The sequence below is a fragment of the Asaia prunellae JCM 25354 genome (assembly GCF_000613885.1).
In the GTDB taxonomy this organism is placed as follows: domain Bacteria; phylum Pseudomonadota; class Alphaproteobacteria; order Acetobacterales; family Acetobacteraceae; genus Asaia; species Asaia prunellae.
The window spans coordinates 18,811-33,268 of sequence record NZ_BAJV01000023.1; the positions used below are offsets into that span (position 1 = coordinate 18,811).

Here is a 14,458-nt window from a genome sequence, read left to right on the forward strand (position 1 = left end):
TCCTGATCTGGGGGGCAGGGCGTTTCGTCCTGTTTCGGGAAATCAGTAGAGGAGTGCGCCATGCGCGATGACGGCAACGCGGATCTGTTCGGTACTCCTGCCCCCAGGCCAGAGCCCGTTCCGCAGCAGAATGGAGCGAGGCATCAAGGTACCTCCTCTCCTGATGTTTCGCACCTTACCCAACCCCTGGCGGATCGGCTGCGACCAAGAGCGCTCTCCGAAGTTGTCGGTCAGGATCATCTGCTTGGTCCGTCAGGGCTGCTTAGTCAGATGCTCAGACGCAATACACTTCCCAGCCTTATTCTCTGGGGCGGTCCGGGATGTGGAAAAACGACGATTGCCCGTCTTCTGGCACGCGAGGCACGGCTGCGTTTCGAACAGATCTCTGCTGTGTTTTCCGGTGTTGCAGAGCTCAAGAAAGCCTTTGAAGCCGCGTCGCGTTTCCAGCAGGAAACTGGTCGTGGCACCCTGCTTTTTGTTGATGAAATCCATCGTTTCAATCGGGCCCAGCAGGATGGATTCCTTCCCTATGTCGAACGCGGAACTGTCATTCTGATCGGGGCAACGACCGAGAATCCCTCCTTTGCGCTGAATGGTGCCTTGCTCTCGCGTTGTCAGGTTCTGGTACTCAATCGTCTTGATGATACTGGGCTTGAGAAACTGCTCCAGCGTGCAGAGCAGGAGGCGGGCAGGGCCTTGCCCCTGACCGAAGATGGCAGAGCCGCGCTGAGGGCAATGGCCGATGGAGACGGGCGCTATCTGCTCAATCTGGTAGAGCAGATCCAGCACTGCCCGAGAATGAACGGTTGATACGGCGGGTCTTGCCACTGTGGTTGCGCGCAGGGCTGCGCTTTATGACAAGGACCGCGAAGAACATTACAATCTGATATCGGCTCTACATAAATCCCTTCGTGGTTCTGATCCTGATGCAGGACTCTACTGGTTTGCCCGTATGCTCGAAGGGGGAGAGGATCCGCGCTATATTGCCAGACGCCTGACCCGTTTTGCGGCTGAGGATGTCGGAATGGCCGATCCTTCGGCTTTGCCTCTCGCTGTGGCAGCGTGGGAAACCTTCGAGCGCCTGGGCAGCCCGGAAGGAGAACTGGCTCTCGCACAGCTTGTGGTCCATCTTGCGACGGCACCCAAATCGAATGCCGTTTACAGGGCCTATAATCAGGCGCGTAAACTGGCCCGCGAAACCGGCAGTCTCGGGCCGCCTCATCACATACGTAATGCGCCAACCAAGCTTATGAAGAACATTGGTTACGGCAAGGGCTACGAATACGATCACGATACGGAGGAGGGGTTTTCAGGTCAGAACTACTTCCCTGATGAGATGGAGCGCGTTGCGCTTTACCAGCCTACCGATCGTGGGCAGGAGCGTGAAATCAGAAAAAATCTGGACAGGCAGGCTGCAATACGGGCAAGCCGTCGCCCATGAGTGTTACGACCCGAATTGTCAGTGAAGATGAGGCCGATATACGCCTCGACCGCTGGTTCCGCCGCCATTTTCCCGATCTTACCCAGGGCGCGCTGCAAAAGCTGTGTCGCACCGGACAGGTGCGCGTTGACGGCAAACGCGTGACAGGAGCGAGTCGTCTGGCTCCTGGCCAGAGTTTGCGTATTCCGCCTCTCCCGGCTCCTGTGGCTGCGCAGCCAGACCGTCCGGCTGCTCTCGACCCGCAACTGGCGCGCGAGATCGAGCGTATGGTGATCTATCGCGATGATCATGTGATCGTACTCGATAAGCCGTCCGGACTTCCCACACAGGGAGGGCCCGGAATTACCAAGCATATCGACATGATGCTCGACGGCTTGCGCGGGGATCTGCATGACCGGCCAAGGCTGGTGCATCGCATTGATCGTGACACATCAGGATTGCTGCTTCTGGCTCGTACACCCGGTGTGGCGGCCAAGCTCGCTGCTGCGTTCCGTGGCCGTGATGTCGACAAGACCTACTGGGCCATTGTCGTCGGTCGCCCCATGCCTGGCTCAGGCGTTATTGACCAGCCTCTTGCCAAGCTTGGCGCTGGTAATGGCGCATTGATGATTGCTGCGACGCGTGATGACGAAGATGCCGTTGTGGCCAAAACCGATTACGAGGTTGTGGATGCTGCAGGCAAAAAGCTTTCCTGGCTGGCCCTCAAGCCTCTGACCGGTCGTACGCATCAGCTGCGTGTGCATTGTGAGACCCTGGGCACACCTATTCTCGGTGATCCCAAATATGGTGGGAAGACCGCGCATATGGAGGGATTTGTCGACAGGCTGCACCTCCATGCACGCGCTCTGGAATTTCCACATCCGGCAGGAGGACGTCTGCGTGTGGCAGCCCCCTTGCCATCTCATATGCGCAACACGTTCAAGGACCTTGGCTTTACGCCGGGTGAAACACCCAAACCCGAACGTATCGGATTCAAGGGAAGCAGGAAATGAAACGTCTGGCTGCCGTACTGATTGTCCTTCTTGTACTGGTGACAGGTCTGGCCGTATCGGCACATTTTCTGATTGATCGTTCAAGCCTGAAATCTGACGTTATTGCCGCAGTCAAGCGTCAGACAGGACGCGACCTCACCATGGCGCGGTTTTCAGTCGGTATTCTTCCCTGGCCTGGTGTCAGCGCGCATGAGGTGACGTTTGCTGACGCAGATGAGGAATCTGGTGCGCTGATGCTGCAGGCGCGCGACATTCGCGCTTCGATCGCACTGCTCCCCCTCCTCTGGCGTGAAATCCGTCTGGAAAATCTTACAGTACAGCGTGGCAGTGTCAGGCTGCGCCGCGATGATGCCGGCGTTGCAAACTGGGTTTTCCATCCTGAGTCGGCGAGCCAGCAAACGGCCCGGTCTGGCCCGGCTCACCCTGAGGCGCATTGGGGTCTCAAGATTGGTTCAGTAAAGCTGGATCGGATGATGCTCTCGCTTGATGATCGCTTCGCCCGTCGTGGCGGGGCCCTGTCGGTTACTCATGCCGAATTTGACGGTCTCGCCTCAAGTGCACCTTATATTGATATTCATGCTGTTCATGGGCAGACGCCTTTTCATCTGAACGGCCATATTGGTCCGCTGACCCTGTTGCAGGGCGCCAATCCCCCTTGGGCGCTCAGTCTCGGAGCAACACTTGGCAGGGAAGGGAAGCAGCAGGACTGGCTGAATTTCGACGGTCAGATAAGCGATATGCGTCATATGCGCGGTTTTACCGGCGTATTGCGCGGGGAAATGGCCTCGCTCAAGGATATTGAATCCCTGTTCCCCAATGCCAACCTGCCGGATCTCAAGGTAGTTGGGGGCGAGATCGGTATCTTTGATGCCGATCCACAGGGAAGCAATCCAAAGCTTGATCTCTCACGTTTGGGTGTGAACCATCTTCACCTCCATCTCGGTTCTGCACCTGCATGGCATGGTGTGACTGTGTCCGATCTTCATGCGGATGCGGAGACGCTGTCCTCTGCCTTGACCGTCACAGCTACGATGCAGGGATCTGTACCATCGCTGGCCCTGCAGGGCACTTTCGGTACACTGGCACAGGCTGGAACGTCTTGGCAGACGGCTTTGGACACGCCTCTCGCCGTCTCACTTGATGTGCGTGAAGCGGCTGGACTGGGCAAGCTCAACGGACTGAATGGTCATGTAGCCGGCACAATTGGTGCGACATCTGCCAGGCTTTCCCTTGATGCGAGCGCGGATACCTTGCCCTTGCGTCAGGCAGCGCTTCATCAGCTGACCCTGAAAGGCGTTTTTGAGCGTGATGAAACCGGAAAAACCCGGATCAAAACGCTGACGCTGAAAAGTCGTGAAGCCTCGGCTGTTCTTGAGGCAACGACCCGGATTTCATCGCGTCCCGAAATGGATGGTGCACTGCACTTCGAGCATCTCGATCTCGATGCCCTTGGCGCATTGTGGAAAAAGACAAAATCCGTCGCAGGAACGCCCTCTGTCCGGCCCGTCCTGCCGACCCCTGTTCCGGTGCCGTCCGCCACGCCTGCCCCTACCACGTCCGGAGAGCCCTCTTCAGGATCAACTCTGCCTTCAGCACAAAGCATGATGGCCTTGCCGACCAGCAACGCTATCCCGCCTGAAGCGGAACTTTCCTGGGCCAGGCTGCTTCATGATGGACAGGGTGTGCTGGATATTTCTGCGGACAAGGTACGTTTCAACTCAGCCGATTACACCGGCATTGCTGCCCAGGCGCGTCTGGACTCTGCACGTCTGACACTGGACTCTGTGAAGGGAAGTGGCAATGGCATGACCCTGTCCGGTCGTGCCATCTATGATATGGGGGTGCGTCCTGCAACGCTGTCCCTGTCGCTCACGCCCTTTCTGTTCCCTGCAACGCTCGCCCAGAATATGCTGGCCATGCCCGATTTTTTCAGGGGACCACTTATGTTGGTTGGACAGCTTGAAGCCCATGGCGAGACCAGAGCGGCGTTGATCGCCTCGCTGAGCGGGCATCTCGGTCTTTCCATGGTTGGCGGGACGATTGCGACGACACATCTGCCCCTACCTTGGCGATTCGGCGCGGGTTCTGCTCTCGCATGGTGATCTCTCGGTGCGTTGCCTTGGGCTGCACGCACAATTTGCCGACGGCCAGGCGCAGCTTGACACGATTGGTATCGAGGCGGGCGCATTGAGTCTTTCAGGTCATGGAACCTATGGTTTGATGACGCAGAAACTCGATCTGCATCTTCTGCCGCGTGTGGGTATTGCCGGCACCGGAGCATCCACTGCCGTGCAGGTTACCGGCACCATAGAGGCGCCCCAGGCACATCAGGAGGCCAGTTCCAACGGCCGCTTTGAAATCACCATTGGAGGCAGTGAGCCGGATACATGCCCGGCGCTGCTGAGTACTGCCAGGGAAAATATTGCAGGTGAGATGGCCCCCGAGCGCAAGAAGCATTCAAAGGCCTCTGATCTTCTGCACGGACTGGGATTACTGCATTGAGCCAGACACTCAAACGTTTCTGGAAAAAAGTGGATGTCGTATCGGACGAAATCCATGGCGGTTATGAGGTGCGTCTGGATGGACGTCCCTTCCGGCTTCCGGGAGGGCATGCGCTCATTCTTGGTTCCAGAGCGCTTGCCGAGGCAATCGCCGACGAATGGCGCCAGATTGCACCAGACGCAGCTTTCAGAACTGCCGAGTTGCCACTGACACAGATGGCGGGGACGCAAATCGAGCGTATTTCTCCTGACAAGGCACAGATCATCGGCGGCCTGATGGCTTATGGTGAGAGTGATCTTCTGTGCTATCGCGCCACAGGACAGCTCGGTGCAGAACAGGATGCCGCTTTCGATCCTGTTCTTGTACTTTTTGAAGCCCGTTACGGTATCAGACCGCCTGTAACACGCAGTCTGCTGCCGCTTGGTGACGGGTTGAAAGTATCAGAAGCTTATGCACTGGCTTTGAGCCGTTTTGATGATGCCGCGCTGACCTGCGCAGCAATATGTGCTCCGGCCACCGGGAGTCTTATTCTGGCGATTGGTCTGGCTGACAGTTGGGTCGATGCTGAATCCGCCTGTGCCATGGCAAGCCTGGAGGAGCGGTACCAGATGGCACAATGGGGCGAGGATGAGGCTATCCTGCAGGAAATCGACCGGAATGCACGGGATATTAAGGACGCCTTACGGTTTGTTGCCCTTTCCCATGAAAAAGCGTGAAACGAGGCATGATTTTGCCATGATTGCTGCCTACCTCAGGGAGCAAGCAAGTCATCACATTAGGTGACTATTGGTTACTGGACCGGATTTGAGGTCAGCTTTAAGACCGGGATTGTAATCAGGCGAAATCGTGCAAGGATGACCAATGTCCGCTCGTATTCAATCCGTAATTGACGACCAGATTTCGGCGGAGGCTCTTATTCGCCGGATCCCGTTCAAGGTTCGTTCGGCTCATTTTGTGGCGCGCTGCGTTCAGAATGTGTGGCTTCTGCTCGCTGCAACGCCTGTCATAGTGCTGATTTGCGCTCTCAAGGGCTGAGAGGAACCGAAAATATTTCAGGGCAGAATTCTGCCTTTTTCCTCGGGACAGTTTTGCTGTGCAGCAGATAATAAAAAAGCCCGGCTCGTGCCGGGCTTTGGTGTTTTCGGACCAAATCTGTTGGCTCTGTGTGGCTACTGGATCAAGGGAGCAGAACCGTAGCGACCGCGGTTGCCGCAATGCCCTCTTCGCGTCCGGTGAAGCCGAGGCGCTCTGATGTCGTGGCCTTGACCGAAATCCGGTCAACATCAACCTGAAGCAGCGAGGCAAGACGCTCGCGCATGGCCTGGGCATGGGGACCGATCTTGGGACGCTCACAGATAAGCGTTACATCGGCATTGATGAGCATGCCACCACGCTGACGGATACGCTCACCGGCATGAATCAGGAAACGCGCTGAATCCATGTCTTTCCACTCATTATCAGTAGGTGGAAAATGACGACCGATGTCTCCTTCTGCCAATGCACCATAAATGGCGTCGCACAGGGTATGGATACCCACATCAGCATCAGAATGTCCGGCAAGTCCACGATCATGGGGTATAGTGATGCCGCAGAGAATCAGCGGACGACCTGTTTCGAAGGCGTGTACGTCATAGCCCAGTCCCGTGCGCGGGAGTGGGGTTGAGCCGAGCAGTCGTTCCAGACGCACGAGATCCTCCGGTAGGGTCAGTTTGATATTGTCTTCAGCGCCCTGAACCAGGGCCACAGGGTGACCAGCAGCTTCAAGTAGGGCGGCATCATCCGTAACAGGTCCCTGATGACTGCGGTGTAGCGCCAGTAGAAGGGGAAAGCGGAATCCCTGTGGTGTCTGGGCGCGCCAGAGCGACTCACGGCAAACGGTTGTATCGACCAGTCCGTCACGCCCGCGTTTGAGTGTGTCGGCTACGGGAACGGCTGGAATAGCACCAGGATGCTTTTCCAGTGCGCTCAGTACATTCCTTACCACTTCGGCCGGAACATAAGGCCGTGCACCGTCATGGACCAGGACCAGATCAGGCGGTTCCGGCAGCCGGGCAAGCGCTTCAAGCCCAGCGCGAACGCTATCCTGACGTTCCCGTCCACCTGCAACGGGGGGCAGGGTCTCCAGGCCATCAAGCGCCTGCAGGAGCAAGGGGTCGTCTCCGACCGGCTGGATAAGGGTCACATGATCACGCAGGGCTTCCGCAGCATGACGAATGACGGTTTTGCCTCCGAGCAGTATGTACTGCTTCGGCATGGCGGCGAGGCCGGAAGGGACGGCTGCACTGGCATCAGCGAAGCGGCGACCGGAACCGGCGGCGAGAAGAATGGCAGCAATACGCATGGTCTTCAGGGAATGCTGATTTGTCACCTGAACGTCAAGCCAAGAAAAAGCCCCGCAGAATCTGCGGGGCTCCATCCTCTAAAAACGTGAGGTCCAGCGAGCGATCAGCGACCGATATCGCGGAGTCTGACACCCTGATTGAGTTTACGCTCGAGAGCTTCCAGAGAAACGCCGCGTGTCTCCGGTACAAAGGCCAGGGTAACAAGAATGAAGACGGCGTTCAGAGCGGCGTAAAGCCAGAACGTATGTGACGGGCCAAGGGCGCCAAGCAGGGTAAGGAACGTAGAGCCACAGCCATATTGGCAATCCAGTTGGTGAAGGTGGAGCAGGCAATACCGAAATCACGACCCTGCAGCGGCTGTACCTCAGCGCAGAGAACCCAGATCAGCGGACCAGCAGAGAATGCAAAGCCGGTTATGAACAGCAGAAGCACGGCAACGGAGAGATAATGCATGATTGTGCTGGAATCCTGCCCAAAGGAGAGCAGGACAGCGAGAGCCCCCATGCCGATTGCCATGATGATGAATCCTGCCACCAGCATCGGGCGACGACCCCAGCGATCGACGAAGCCGATAGCGATGAAAGTTGCAAGCATGTTGACGACGCCGACAATGGCCGTACCCCACAACTGCCCGTCCTGTCCGAAGCCGGCAACCTGAAAGATGCGTGGGGCATAATACATGACCACGTTGATGCCCGTGAGCTGCTGAACGATCTGAAGGCCGATCCCGAGCATGACGGAGCGGCGGAAATTCGGATTTTCCAGGAAAAGGGAGAATCCGCGCTGTTTCTGCTTCAGGCCTTCATGGATATCCCTGATCTCGTTCTCAGCTTCCGAGCGTGAGGCGCGCAATTCTGTCAGCGTATCAAGGGCTTCTTTGTCGCGTCCCCTTAATACCAGCCAGCGTGGACTATCCGGAAGAAAAAGCGACCCGACCAGGAAAACGGCGCCCGGTACGGCCACGATGCCGAGCATCCAGCGCCATGCCCCGATATAGGCGAAAAGAGCATCTGATACGAAGGCAAGCAGAATGCCAATCGTGATCATGAGCTGGTAGACCGAAATCAGGCTGCCGCGATGCTGTTCATCTGCCACCTCAGAGATGTAGAGCGGCGCGACAAAGCTCGCGATGCCGATAGCAAGACCAAGAATCGCACGGGCAATGATCAGAACCGTAACAGAATTGGCACCGACGCAGAACAGGGCGCCCACCATGAAGAGCACCGCGCTCAGAACCAGAGCGCGCTTGCGCCCGAGTGTATAGGATAGCCGCCCAGCGCCCAGAGCGCCAACAGCAGCGCCGCACATCATCGAAGAGACAATCCATTCCTGAGCGTGGATGCTCGCATTGAATTCCTTCGTGATGAATCCAAGCGCGCCGGATATCACGCCGATATCGAGCCCGAACATCAACCCTGCCACAGCGGCCAGGATTGCTGCGAGCATCATTTTGCCCACCAGTGGAACCTTCGGTTCGACGGTAGAGGAAGGGAAATCATGACTCATGAAAGAAAACCTTAGGCGAGAAAACCGGGAGTGTTTCGTGTGAGCCACAGGATTGCCCAACACCATAAATCCCAGATTGGATGTGACATTCTAGCATCCTGAACGTTATTTCAAACCAAATTTGCTGTGACCGATAACATTCGCAACGAAGTGTCTCCAATACGGCGCAGAACGCAGGATCCAGTAGCCGTTCAGGTTTCCTTTTGTCAGTAATGATTAATTTATCATTAAAATCCTCAACTAACGGGAATTTATTAAAATATAACTATCAAGATATCAATTATATTTGAAGCGTCTCAAAATCCAAATATAAACAAACAATATAATCCTTACACATTGTGTATTTTATTAATACTAAATATTCAAATTTCATATATCTCTTACAATAAGCCATTCAATAACTACTGAAGACATTTATAAATCAATCCTTCATTTCTTGTGCAGGCAGTAACGCCTTTTACACAGCAAGGAATGGTGTCATGAAAATTTTTTCGTTTGGCTTTGGTGCTCTTTCTGTTTTTCTTCTGGCCGGTTCAATCGTGACCACAAACCACAGCAAAGCAGCATCGGGACTGTCCTTGGCTGCAGGTCATAGTGTTGGAACACAGGTCGCTGTGACGGGACCCCGTCCCCCTAAAGGCCAGACTGTGGATCCGTGCAATATTAACGGTTACTGTGTTGCGGAAAACGGATAATATCATCTGTTTCTAACGACCAGCCCGAGAAAACAGCTTAGGGTGTGATCGAGCGGATTACAGCTAGTTGTTGAGGGGCTGCCACTGAACTCCGAACGGACAAAAACCTCAGACAAGGTGGCTATCAAGGCATTGCTGATAGCTGTCTTTGTCTGTGTCCGTTTTGGTGTAGGCAAGATCGGTTATTTCTTGCCACTGTTGGCATGCGCTGTTTTTTCAGGGCAAGCGCGATCTGACGATATTGCGCTTTCCATGCAGCGATATGCCAAGCAAGACGGAATAGATAACTCCTATATATTTAATATGGCGCAGGATCGGCAAGGATATCTCTATGTATCCACTCGGCGGTCTGTATATTTTTTTTCAGGATCAAGATTTTACCAGGTCGGTTTGCAGAATATTTCAGATAGTTCAAACCGGGCAGTAATTGTGAGGCTATTGCCTGATGGAAGAATACTTTTATTTCAGGGGCATGAGGTTAAAGTATCTACTGGATTGACGTCAGTGAGATCGTCTCCGCTTACTTTATCGTTTCAGAAATTACGCCTTGAACATATTCGTCAGGTTCAGGATGTTTTTCGGGATCGGGCGCGCATCATGGTTGTTGATAGTCGTGGCCTTCGCGAATGTAACATCACCAATGAACCTGCCTTGTCATGTAAGAATGATATTGTGGCAGGAACCAAAGGAAGTGCAATTTATCAGCTTGGGGATAGAACAGTTTTTATTGCGGAAGGGTCTTCCGTTCTGCGTGATATTGATGGAAGAGAAATAATAGACGTTGCGAAATCACAAAGGCCCAAAACCGCACCTAGTGACCATGTTGAGAACAGTCTTTATTTCTTGCGAGACAGGCACTTGTACCTTCCTGACGGGAAGGGAAATTTTCCTAGTGCTCCTGTTGATTGGTCGTTCGATTCCGCGCAACTTCTGGATCGCCCGAGTTTTGCAGTGGGTTCTTCTGATACAAAAGTCTTTTTTGACGGGACCTGGTTGCGTAGTTTTAACGGATCTTACTGGAGTTTCCTGAATTACGATCTGAGCCGTGAACAGGATCTTTTTTTTGCTTTTGTAGACAGAAACAATCAGCTCTGGACAGAGCAGGACTCGGTTGAACTTGATAAAATGGTTGGATGGGGAGACTGGGAAAACTTCGATCCTCATAATATCCGGTCGGTATGGTCCGTATTACCAAATGGTGCAGAACAGGTAATCTTTACCGGACAGGGGCTTTATTCATTTAGCAGACACGTGCTCGGCAAGCAGATTAAAAACGGGAACTATTTTTTTGCTGAGCGTGACGGACAGAATGCATTCTGGGCTCCGGTCGATGACAAGGCTCTCTTGCATTGTATTCACATAAAGAACGATTTGACCTGCGACCGTAGTTTTGCTGTCGAGCGCGTGACCGGTCTGGCGTTTTCAGCCAAAACCTCCACGCTGTGGATTGCGTCAGACGATGGCTTGTTGCGTTGGTCGAAAGACCGCCCTGAACACCTGATGCCTGTTCTTGATACGCATGGGACTTCTCTCAAGATGGCATCAACCGCTGTCGCATTGAGGGAGGGACGTGTACCCTGGGCTATTATCGGAAATATGCTGTATCGGCAGGATCAGAACGGATATTTTCTTCCGGTCGTTACTCACTGGCCAAATGCTCTCGCTTTTATGCCTCTTGTGATACGATTCTCTTCGAAAAACGACTTATGGATCGGAGGGGTTAGGGCTCGTAATGGGCTTCTGCATTTAAGGTTGGACGGAGATCGTGTTGCCAAAATAGATCAGGTTGACCCGGCGCTTGTCGGTTCCGAACTTGTTTTCAGTCTGCTCTGGGACACAAGGCACCGGCTCTGGGTTGGTACGGAAAATGGTCTTGCAGGATTTGATGGACATCAATGGATCAGGGTAACCAAGGATGATGGTCTGATCTCGGCGAATATCAACCAGCAGGGTCTGTCCGAAGATCAGGATGGTACAATCTGGATCACCACGTCTCGCGGCGTTTCCCATCTGATGCATCCTGAACATCTCTTTCTCAAGCAAAACCTGAATCCTGTTTTCGTCAAGGTTATGCTGGGGGAAAGATTATTGCCTGAAAAGGCTGTGTCTTATACGCGTGATCCTCTTATGATCACCCTAGGCACGCTTAATACGGCGCTCGCCTCCACGAGCTATTATCGCTACCGTCTGGATGGTGTGGATCAGAACTGGATCACGACTACCACGGGGGAGATCCGGTACAATTTTGTGCCGCCTGGCCATTCACGGCTGATCGTTCAGGCATTGAATGATAACCGGAATCTGGTTTCCGATCCTATTGTGCTCGAGATCAGAATGGAGCGCCCCTGGTGGAGCAATTGGCCTCTCATCGCACTTTATATACTGTCGGTTGTAGGGCTGCCTTACACGCTTAACAAGCTGCGCTTTCGCTATCTGATGAAGCGTCAGCGCCGTCTTGAAGCGCTGGTCGAGGAGCGTACGATGGAGATGCGTGCAGCTCAGGCGGCGCTGGAGCAACAGGCGCGTCAGGATGGGCTGACAAAGCTTATGAATCGCCGCACTGCGGAAGCCAGTGTCAAAAGGCTTCTCGAGAAACTGTCCCGTCCGGATGATCTGGGAATTATGCAGTCAGCCACGCTGGCGTTATTTGATATCGATTATTTCAAGTCGATCAATGATCGCTTCGGCCATGCTATAGGAGATGAAATCCTGACGGGAATTGGCGCGCGTCTGTTACAGGCAAAGCGACAGGAGGAGATAATCGGACGGTATGGCGGCGAGGAGTTTCTGATTGTTGTGCAGGGTGACTTTGTCGAGGCTAAAGCCCGTATAACCGCACTGCTGGCTGTGTTGAGTGATGTGCCGTTTGAAACAAAAGCCGGCACATTATCGATAGGGTGTAGCGCCGGTATTGCGCGTACTCGACCGGAGGAAGCCTGGGAGGATGCGCTGGAACGTGCGGATCAGGCGCTATACAAGGCCAAGATCGAAGGGCGAAGCCGTATTATCGTCAGTGAACGAGACCAAGACGATGAGGACTATCCAGGCTAAAGGCCGGAATCTTCACTTCGAAACGCTCTGATGTTGCAGGGATGATCATGTGATAAACCCCGCGCATAAAGCCGCATGGCGTAGGCAGGGCAACACCTGATGTATATTCGAAAATCTCGTTCGCAACCAGAACAGGCTGCTCTCCGACTACTCCTTCACCATGTATATGATCGGTCTTGCCGCGCCCATCAGTGATTTCCCATGAGCGGCTCACTAACTGGATTGTTTCAGTGCTGCCGTTTTCGATGCAGATATGATAAGCCCAGGCATGGTGATGCTCTTCTGGCTGAGACTGGTCTTCAAGCCAGAAAATGCGCACCGCTACAGTGATATTTCTTGTTACCGCCTCATAACGCGGTGCCGCTTCCATGGCCTCCGCGAGGCTCGATTCCGGATCCGCCATAAGGCGGGGAGGGGCGGGCTTGTGCGACATGCCCGCCTTGTAGGCTCATGAGGGTGGAAAAAGCAATCAACCATTCAATGCAGCAAGACCGCGAGCGAGATCGGCGATCAGATCCTGACTGTCTTCCAGCCCGACTGAAAGACGAATAGCGCCGTCGGTAATGCCGAGGCGTGCGCGTTCGGCGGCGTCGACTTTCGAATGGGTTGTGGTGGCGGGGTGCGTCGCCAGAGAGCGTGCATCACCCAGATTGTTCGAAATGGCAATCAGCCTGAACGCGTTGAGGAATCGAAAGGCAGCTTCCTTGCCCCCCTCAACCTCGAAGGCAACCAGTGAACCGCCATTGCTCATCTGCTTGTCAACCAGAGCCCGTTGTGGATGCGAGGCAAGACCAGGATAGGCAATACGTGCAATACCCGGTGCGTTCTCCAGGAATTGCGCGACGGCATGAGCATTCGCGGCCATGGCATTGACGCGCAAAGGGAGGGTCTCAATACCTTTGAGCAGAACCCATGCATTGAAGGGTGAAAGTGCATTGCCGGTATTACGGGTAAAGGGTTGCAGGACCTCTTCAATCCATTTCTTTGTGCCCAGTACAGCTCCGCCAAGCACCCGACCCTGGCCGTCAATATGCTTGGTGCAGGAATACAGAACGACATCGGCGCCAAGCGCCAGAGGTTTCTGTCCTATGGGTGATGCGAAAACGTTATCGACCATCAGGAGCGCGCCGGCCTTATGGGCCAACGTGGCTATACGCTCGATGTCAAGAATATCGAGCATCGGGTTGGACGGGGTTTCGATCAGGACCGCGCCGGTTGGTACAGAGAGGGCATCTTCCCATGCCGTCCAGTCATCACCGTCAACAAGAACAGTTTCAATGCCGTATCTGGGGAGAAGTGTGGTGACGATCCAGTAGCAGGAGCCAAAAAGAGCCCGCGATGCTACGACACGATCACCCTGTTTGAGATGAGAGAGTAAAGCTGAGGAAACGGCGCCCATGCCACTTGCGGTTACAATGCAGGCTTCGGCACCTTCGAGAAGAGCCAGTTTGGTCTGCAGGGCGTCAGTGGTCGGGTTGCCAAAACGCGAATACTGATAATGTGCGACATCGCCCGTAAAAGTTGCAGCAGCCTGTTCGGCATTGTCATACACAAAGCCCGAGGTCAGGAAGATTGCCTCACTGGTTTCACCATGTTCAGTACGGCTGATATCCTGATGCAGCAGCTTTGTAGAGGGGCCGTAAGAGTGTTCGGTCATGGGAAAACGCTCCAAAATGCATCCGGGTAATCGATGCGATTCTGGCCGTGGAAAACCTGGAATGTAAAACACTCCGGGCCTCTTTAGCGCTGTTGTTTAGCCTCGCCGCAATCCGGCCTTTCAAATCGCGAGGGATACCCTCTCTAGGAAGGTAACCCTCAGACTATGCACAAGGCTTGGTCGTTCCGTCAACCAGGGCAGTACAATTGCATCGAAATGGAAGTTGCGCTAAAGAAAAAGCAATGCGGGTGTAGTTCAATGGTAGAACGGCA

The 14,458-nt window shown here is 54.2% G+C and carries 10 protein-coding genes, 2 pseudogenes and 1 riboswitch; of the genes and pseudogenes, 8 read left to right on the forward strand and 4 right to left on the reverse strand.

Going from position 1 to position 14,458, the window contains the following annotated elements; translation table 11 throughout:
- Nucleotides 1-60 precede the first annotated feature (60 nt).
- The 6 genes and pseudogenes from JCM25354_RS19420 to JCM25354_RS21480 all read left to right on the forward strand — a co-directional run bounded on the left by JCM25354_RS19420 (nucleotide 61) and on the right by JCM25354_RS21480 (nucleotide 5,970).
- Nucleotides 61-1,441, forward strand: a pseudogene (locus tag JCM25354_RS19420) (replication-associated recombination protein A).
- Nucleotides 1,438-2,433, forward strand: a complete 996-nt coding sequence (locus tag JCM25354_RS14835; protein ID WP_025886626.1) for an RluA family pseudouridine synthase — start codon at nucleotides 1,438-1,440, stop codon at nucleotides 2,431-2,433. The pseudogene JCM25354_RS19420 and the gene JCM25354_RS14835 overlap by 4 nt, the downstream one beginning before the upstream one ends.
- Entirely contained in the window at nucleotides 2,430-4,535 is a 2,106-nt protein-coding gene (locus JCM25354_RS14840; RefSeq protein WP_025886627.1) for an AsmA family protein, read from the forward strand. The genes JCM25354_RS14835 and JCM25354_RS14840 overlap by 4 nt, the downstream gene beginning before the upstream one ends.
- Before the next feature lie 7 nt (nucleotides 4,536-4,542).
- Entirely contained in the window at nucleotides 4,543-4,935 is a 393-nt protein-coding gene (locus JCM25354_RS14845; protein WP_025886628.1) for a hypothetical protein, read from the forward strand.
- Complete coding sequence (locus JCM25354_RS14850; protein ID WP_025886629.1) at nucleotides 4,932-5,651, forward strand: ATP12 family protein; 720 nt, start codon at nucleotides 4,932-4,934, stop codon at nucleotides 5,649-5,651. The genes JCM25354_RS14845 and JCM25354_RS14850 overlap by 4 nt, the downstream gene beginning before the upstream one ends.
- 145 nt (nucleotides 5,652-5,796) lie before the next feature.
- Nucleotides 5,797-5,970: a hypothetical protein gene (locus tag JCM25354_RS21480; RefSeq protein WP_159103517.1), complete on the forward strand. Its 174-nt coding sequence runs from the start codon at nucleotides 5,797-5,799 to the stop codon at nucleotides 5,968-5,970.
- Nucleotides 5,971-6,112: 142 nt separating this feature from the next.
- On the opposite strand, the gene JCM25354_RS14860 is transcribed toward JCM25354_RS21480, so the two are convergent.
- Together JCM25354_RS14860 and JCM25354_RS19425 are read right to left on the reverse strand one after the other, a co-directional pair.
- A complete protein-coding gene (locus tag JCM25354_RS14860; protein WP_025886630.1) occupies nucleotides 6,113-7,276 on the reverse strand; it encodes a bifunctional 2-C-methyl-D-erythritol 4-phosphate cytidylyltransferase/2-C-methyl-D-erythritol 2,4-cyclodiphosphate synthase in 1,164 nt (387 codons plus the stop codon).
- A gap of 104 nt (nucleotides 7,277-7,380) precedes the next feature.
- Nucleotides 7,381-8,783 (reverse strand): annotated as a pseudogene (locus JCM25354_RS19425) (sugar porter family MFS transporter).
- A gap of 479 nt (nucleotides 8,784-9,262) precedes the next feature.
- Here JCM25354_RS19425 and JCM25354_RS14870 point away from each other — a divergent pair.
- The gene (locus JCM25354_RS14870) at nucleotides 9,263-9,478 is read left to right on the forward strand and encodes a hypothetical protein (RefSeq protein ID WP_025886631.1); all 216 of its coding nucleotides are present in this window, start codon (nucleotides 9,263-9,265) and stop codon (nucleotides 9,476-9,478) included.
- A gap of 993 nt (nucleotides 9,479-10,471) precedes the next feature.
- Nucleotides 10,472-12,529, forward strand: coding sequence for a GGDEF domain-containing protein (locus JCM25354_RS14880; RefSeq protein ID WP_159103518.1), 2,058 nt, complete (start codon nucleotides 10,472-10,474; stop codon nucleotides 12,527-12,529).
- On the opposite strand, the gene apaG is transcribed toward JCM25354_RS14880, so the two are convergent.
- Both apaG and metZ read right to left on the reverse strand, forming a co-directional pair.
- Nucleotides 12,489-12,962 carry a Co2+/Mg2+ efflux protein ApaG gene (gene apaG, locus JCM25354_RS14885; protein WP_025886634.1) on the reverse strand — a complete coding sequence of 158 codons (474 nt, stop codon included), beginning with the start codon at nucleotides 12,960-12,962 and terminating at the stop codon, nucleotides 12,489-12,491. The genes JCM25354_RS14880 and apaG overlap by 41 nt on opposite strands.
- 36 nt (nucleotides 12,963-12,998) lie before the next feature.
- Nucleotides 12,999-14,186, reverse strand: coding sequence for an O-succinylhomoserine sulfhydrylase (gene metZ / locus JCM25354_RS14890; RefSeq protein ID WP_025886635.1), 1,188 nt, complete (start codon nucleotides 14,184-14,186; stop codon nucleotides 12,999-13,001).
- A gap of 62 nt (nucleotides 14,187-14,248) precedes the next feature.
- A riboswitch (SAM riboswitch) is annotated at nucleotides 14,249-14,328 on the reverse strand.
- Nucleotides 14,329-14,458 lie beyond the last annotated feature (130 nt).

What these genes read in the sequence shown, in the direction of transcription:
- apaG (WP_025886634.1), bottom strand. Translation starts at nt 12,962, where the DNA reads ATGTCGCACAAGCCCGCCCCTCCCCGCCTTATGGCGGATCCGGAATCG.
- JCM25354_RS14860 (WP_025886630.1), bottom strand. Translation starts at nt 7,276, where the DNA reads ATGCGTATTGCTGCCATTCTTCTCGCCGCCGGTTCCGGTCGCCGCTTC.
- JCM25354_RS14835 (WP_025886626.1), top strand. Translation starts at nt 1,438, where the DNA reads ATGAGTGTTACGACCCGAATTGTCAGTGAAGATGAGGCCGATATACGC.
- JCM25354_RS14840 (WP_025886627.1), top strand. Translation starts at nt 2,430, where the DNA reads ATGAAACGTCTGGCTGCCGTACTGATTGTCCTTCTTGTACTGGTGACA.
- JCM25354_RS21480 (WP_159103517.1), top strand. Translation starts at nt 5,797, where the DNA reads ATGTCCGCTCGTATTCAATCCGTAATTGACGACCAGATTTCGGCGGAG.
- metZ (WP_025886635.1), bottom strand. Translation starts at nt 14,186, where the DNA reads ATGACCGAACACTCTTACGGCCCCTCTACAAAGCTGCTGCATCAGGAT.
- JCM25354_RS14870 (WP_025886631.1), top strand. Translation starts at nt 9,263, where the DNA reads ATGAAAATTTTTTCGTTTGGCTTTGGTGCTCTTTCTGTTTTTCTTCTG.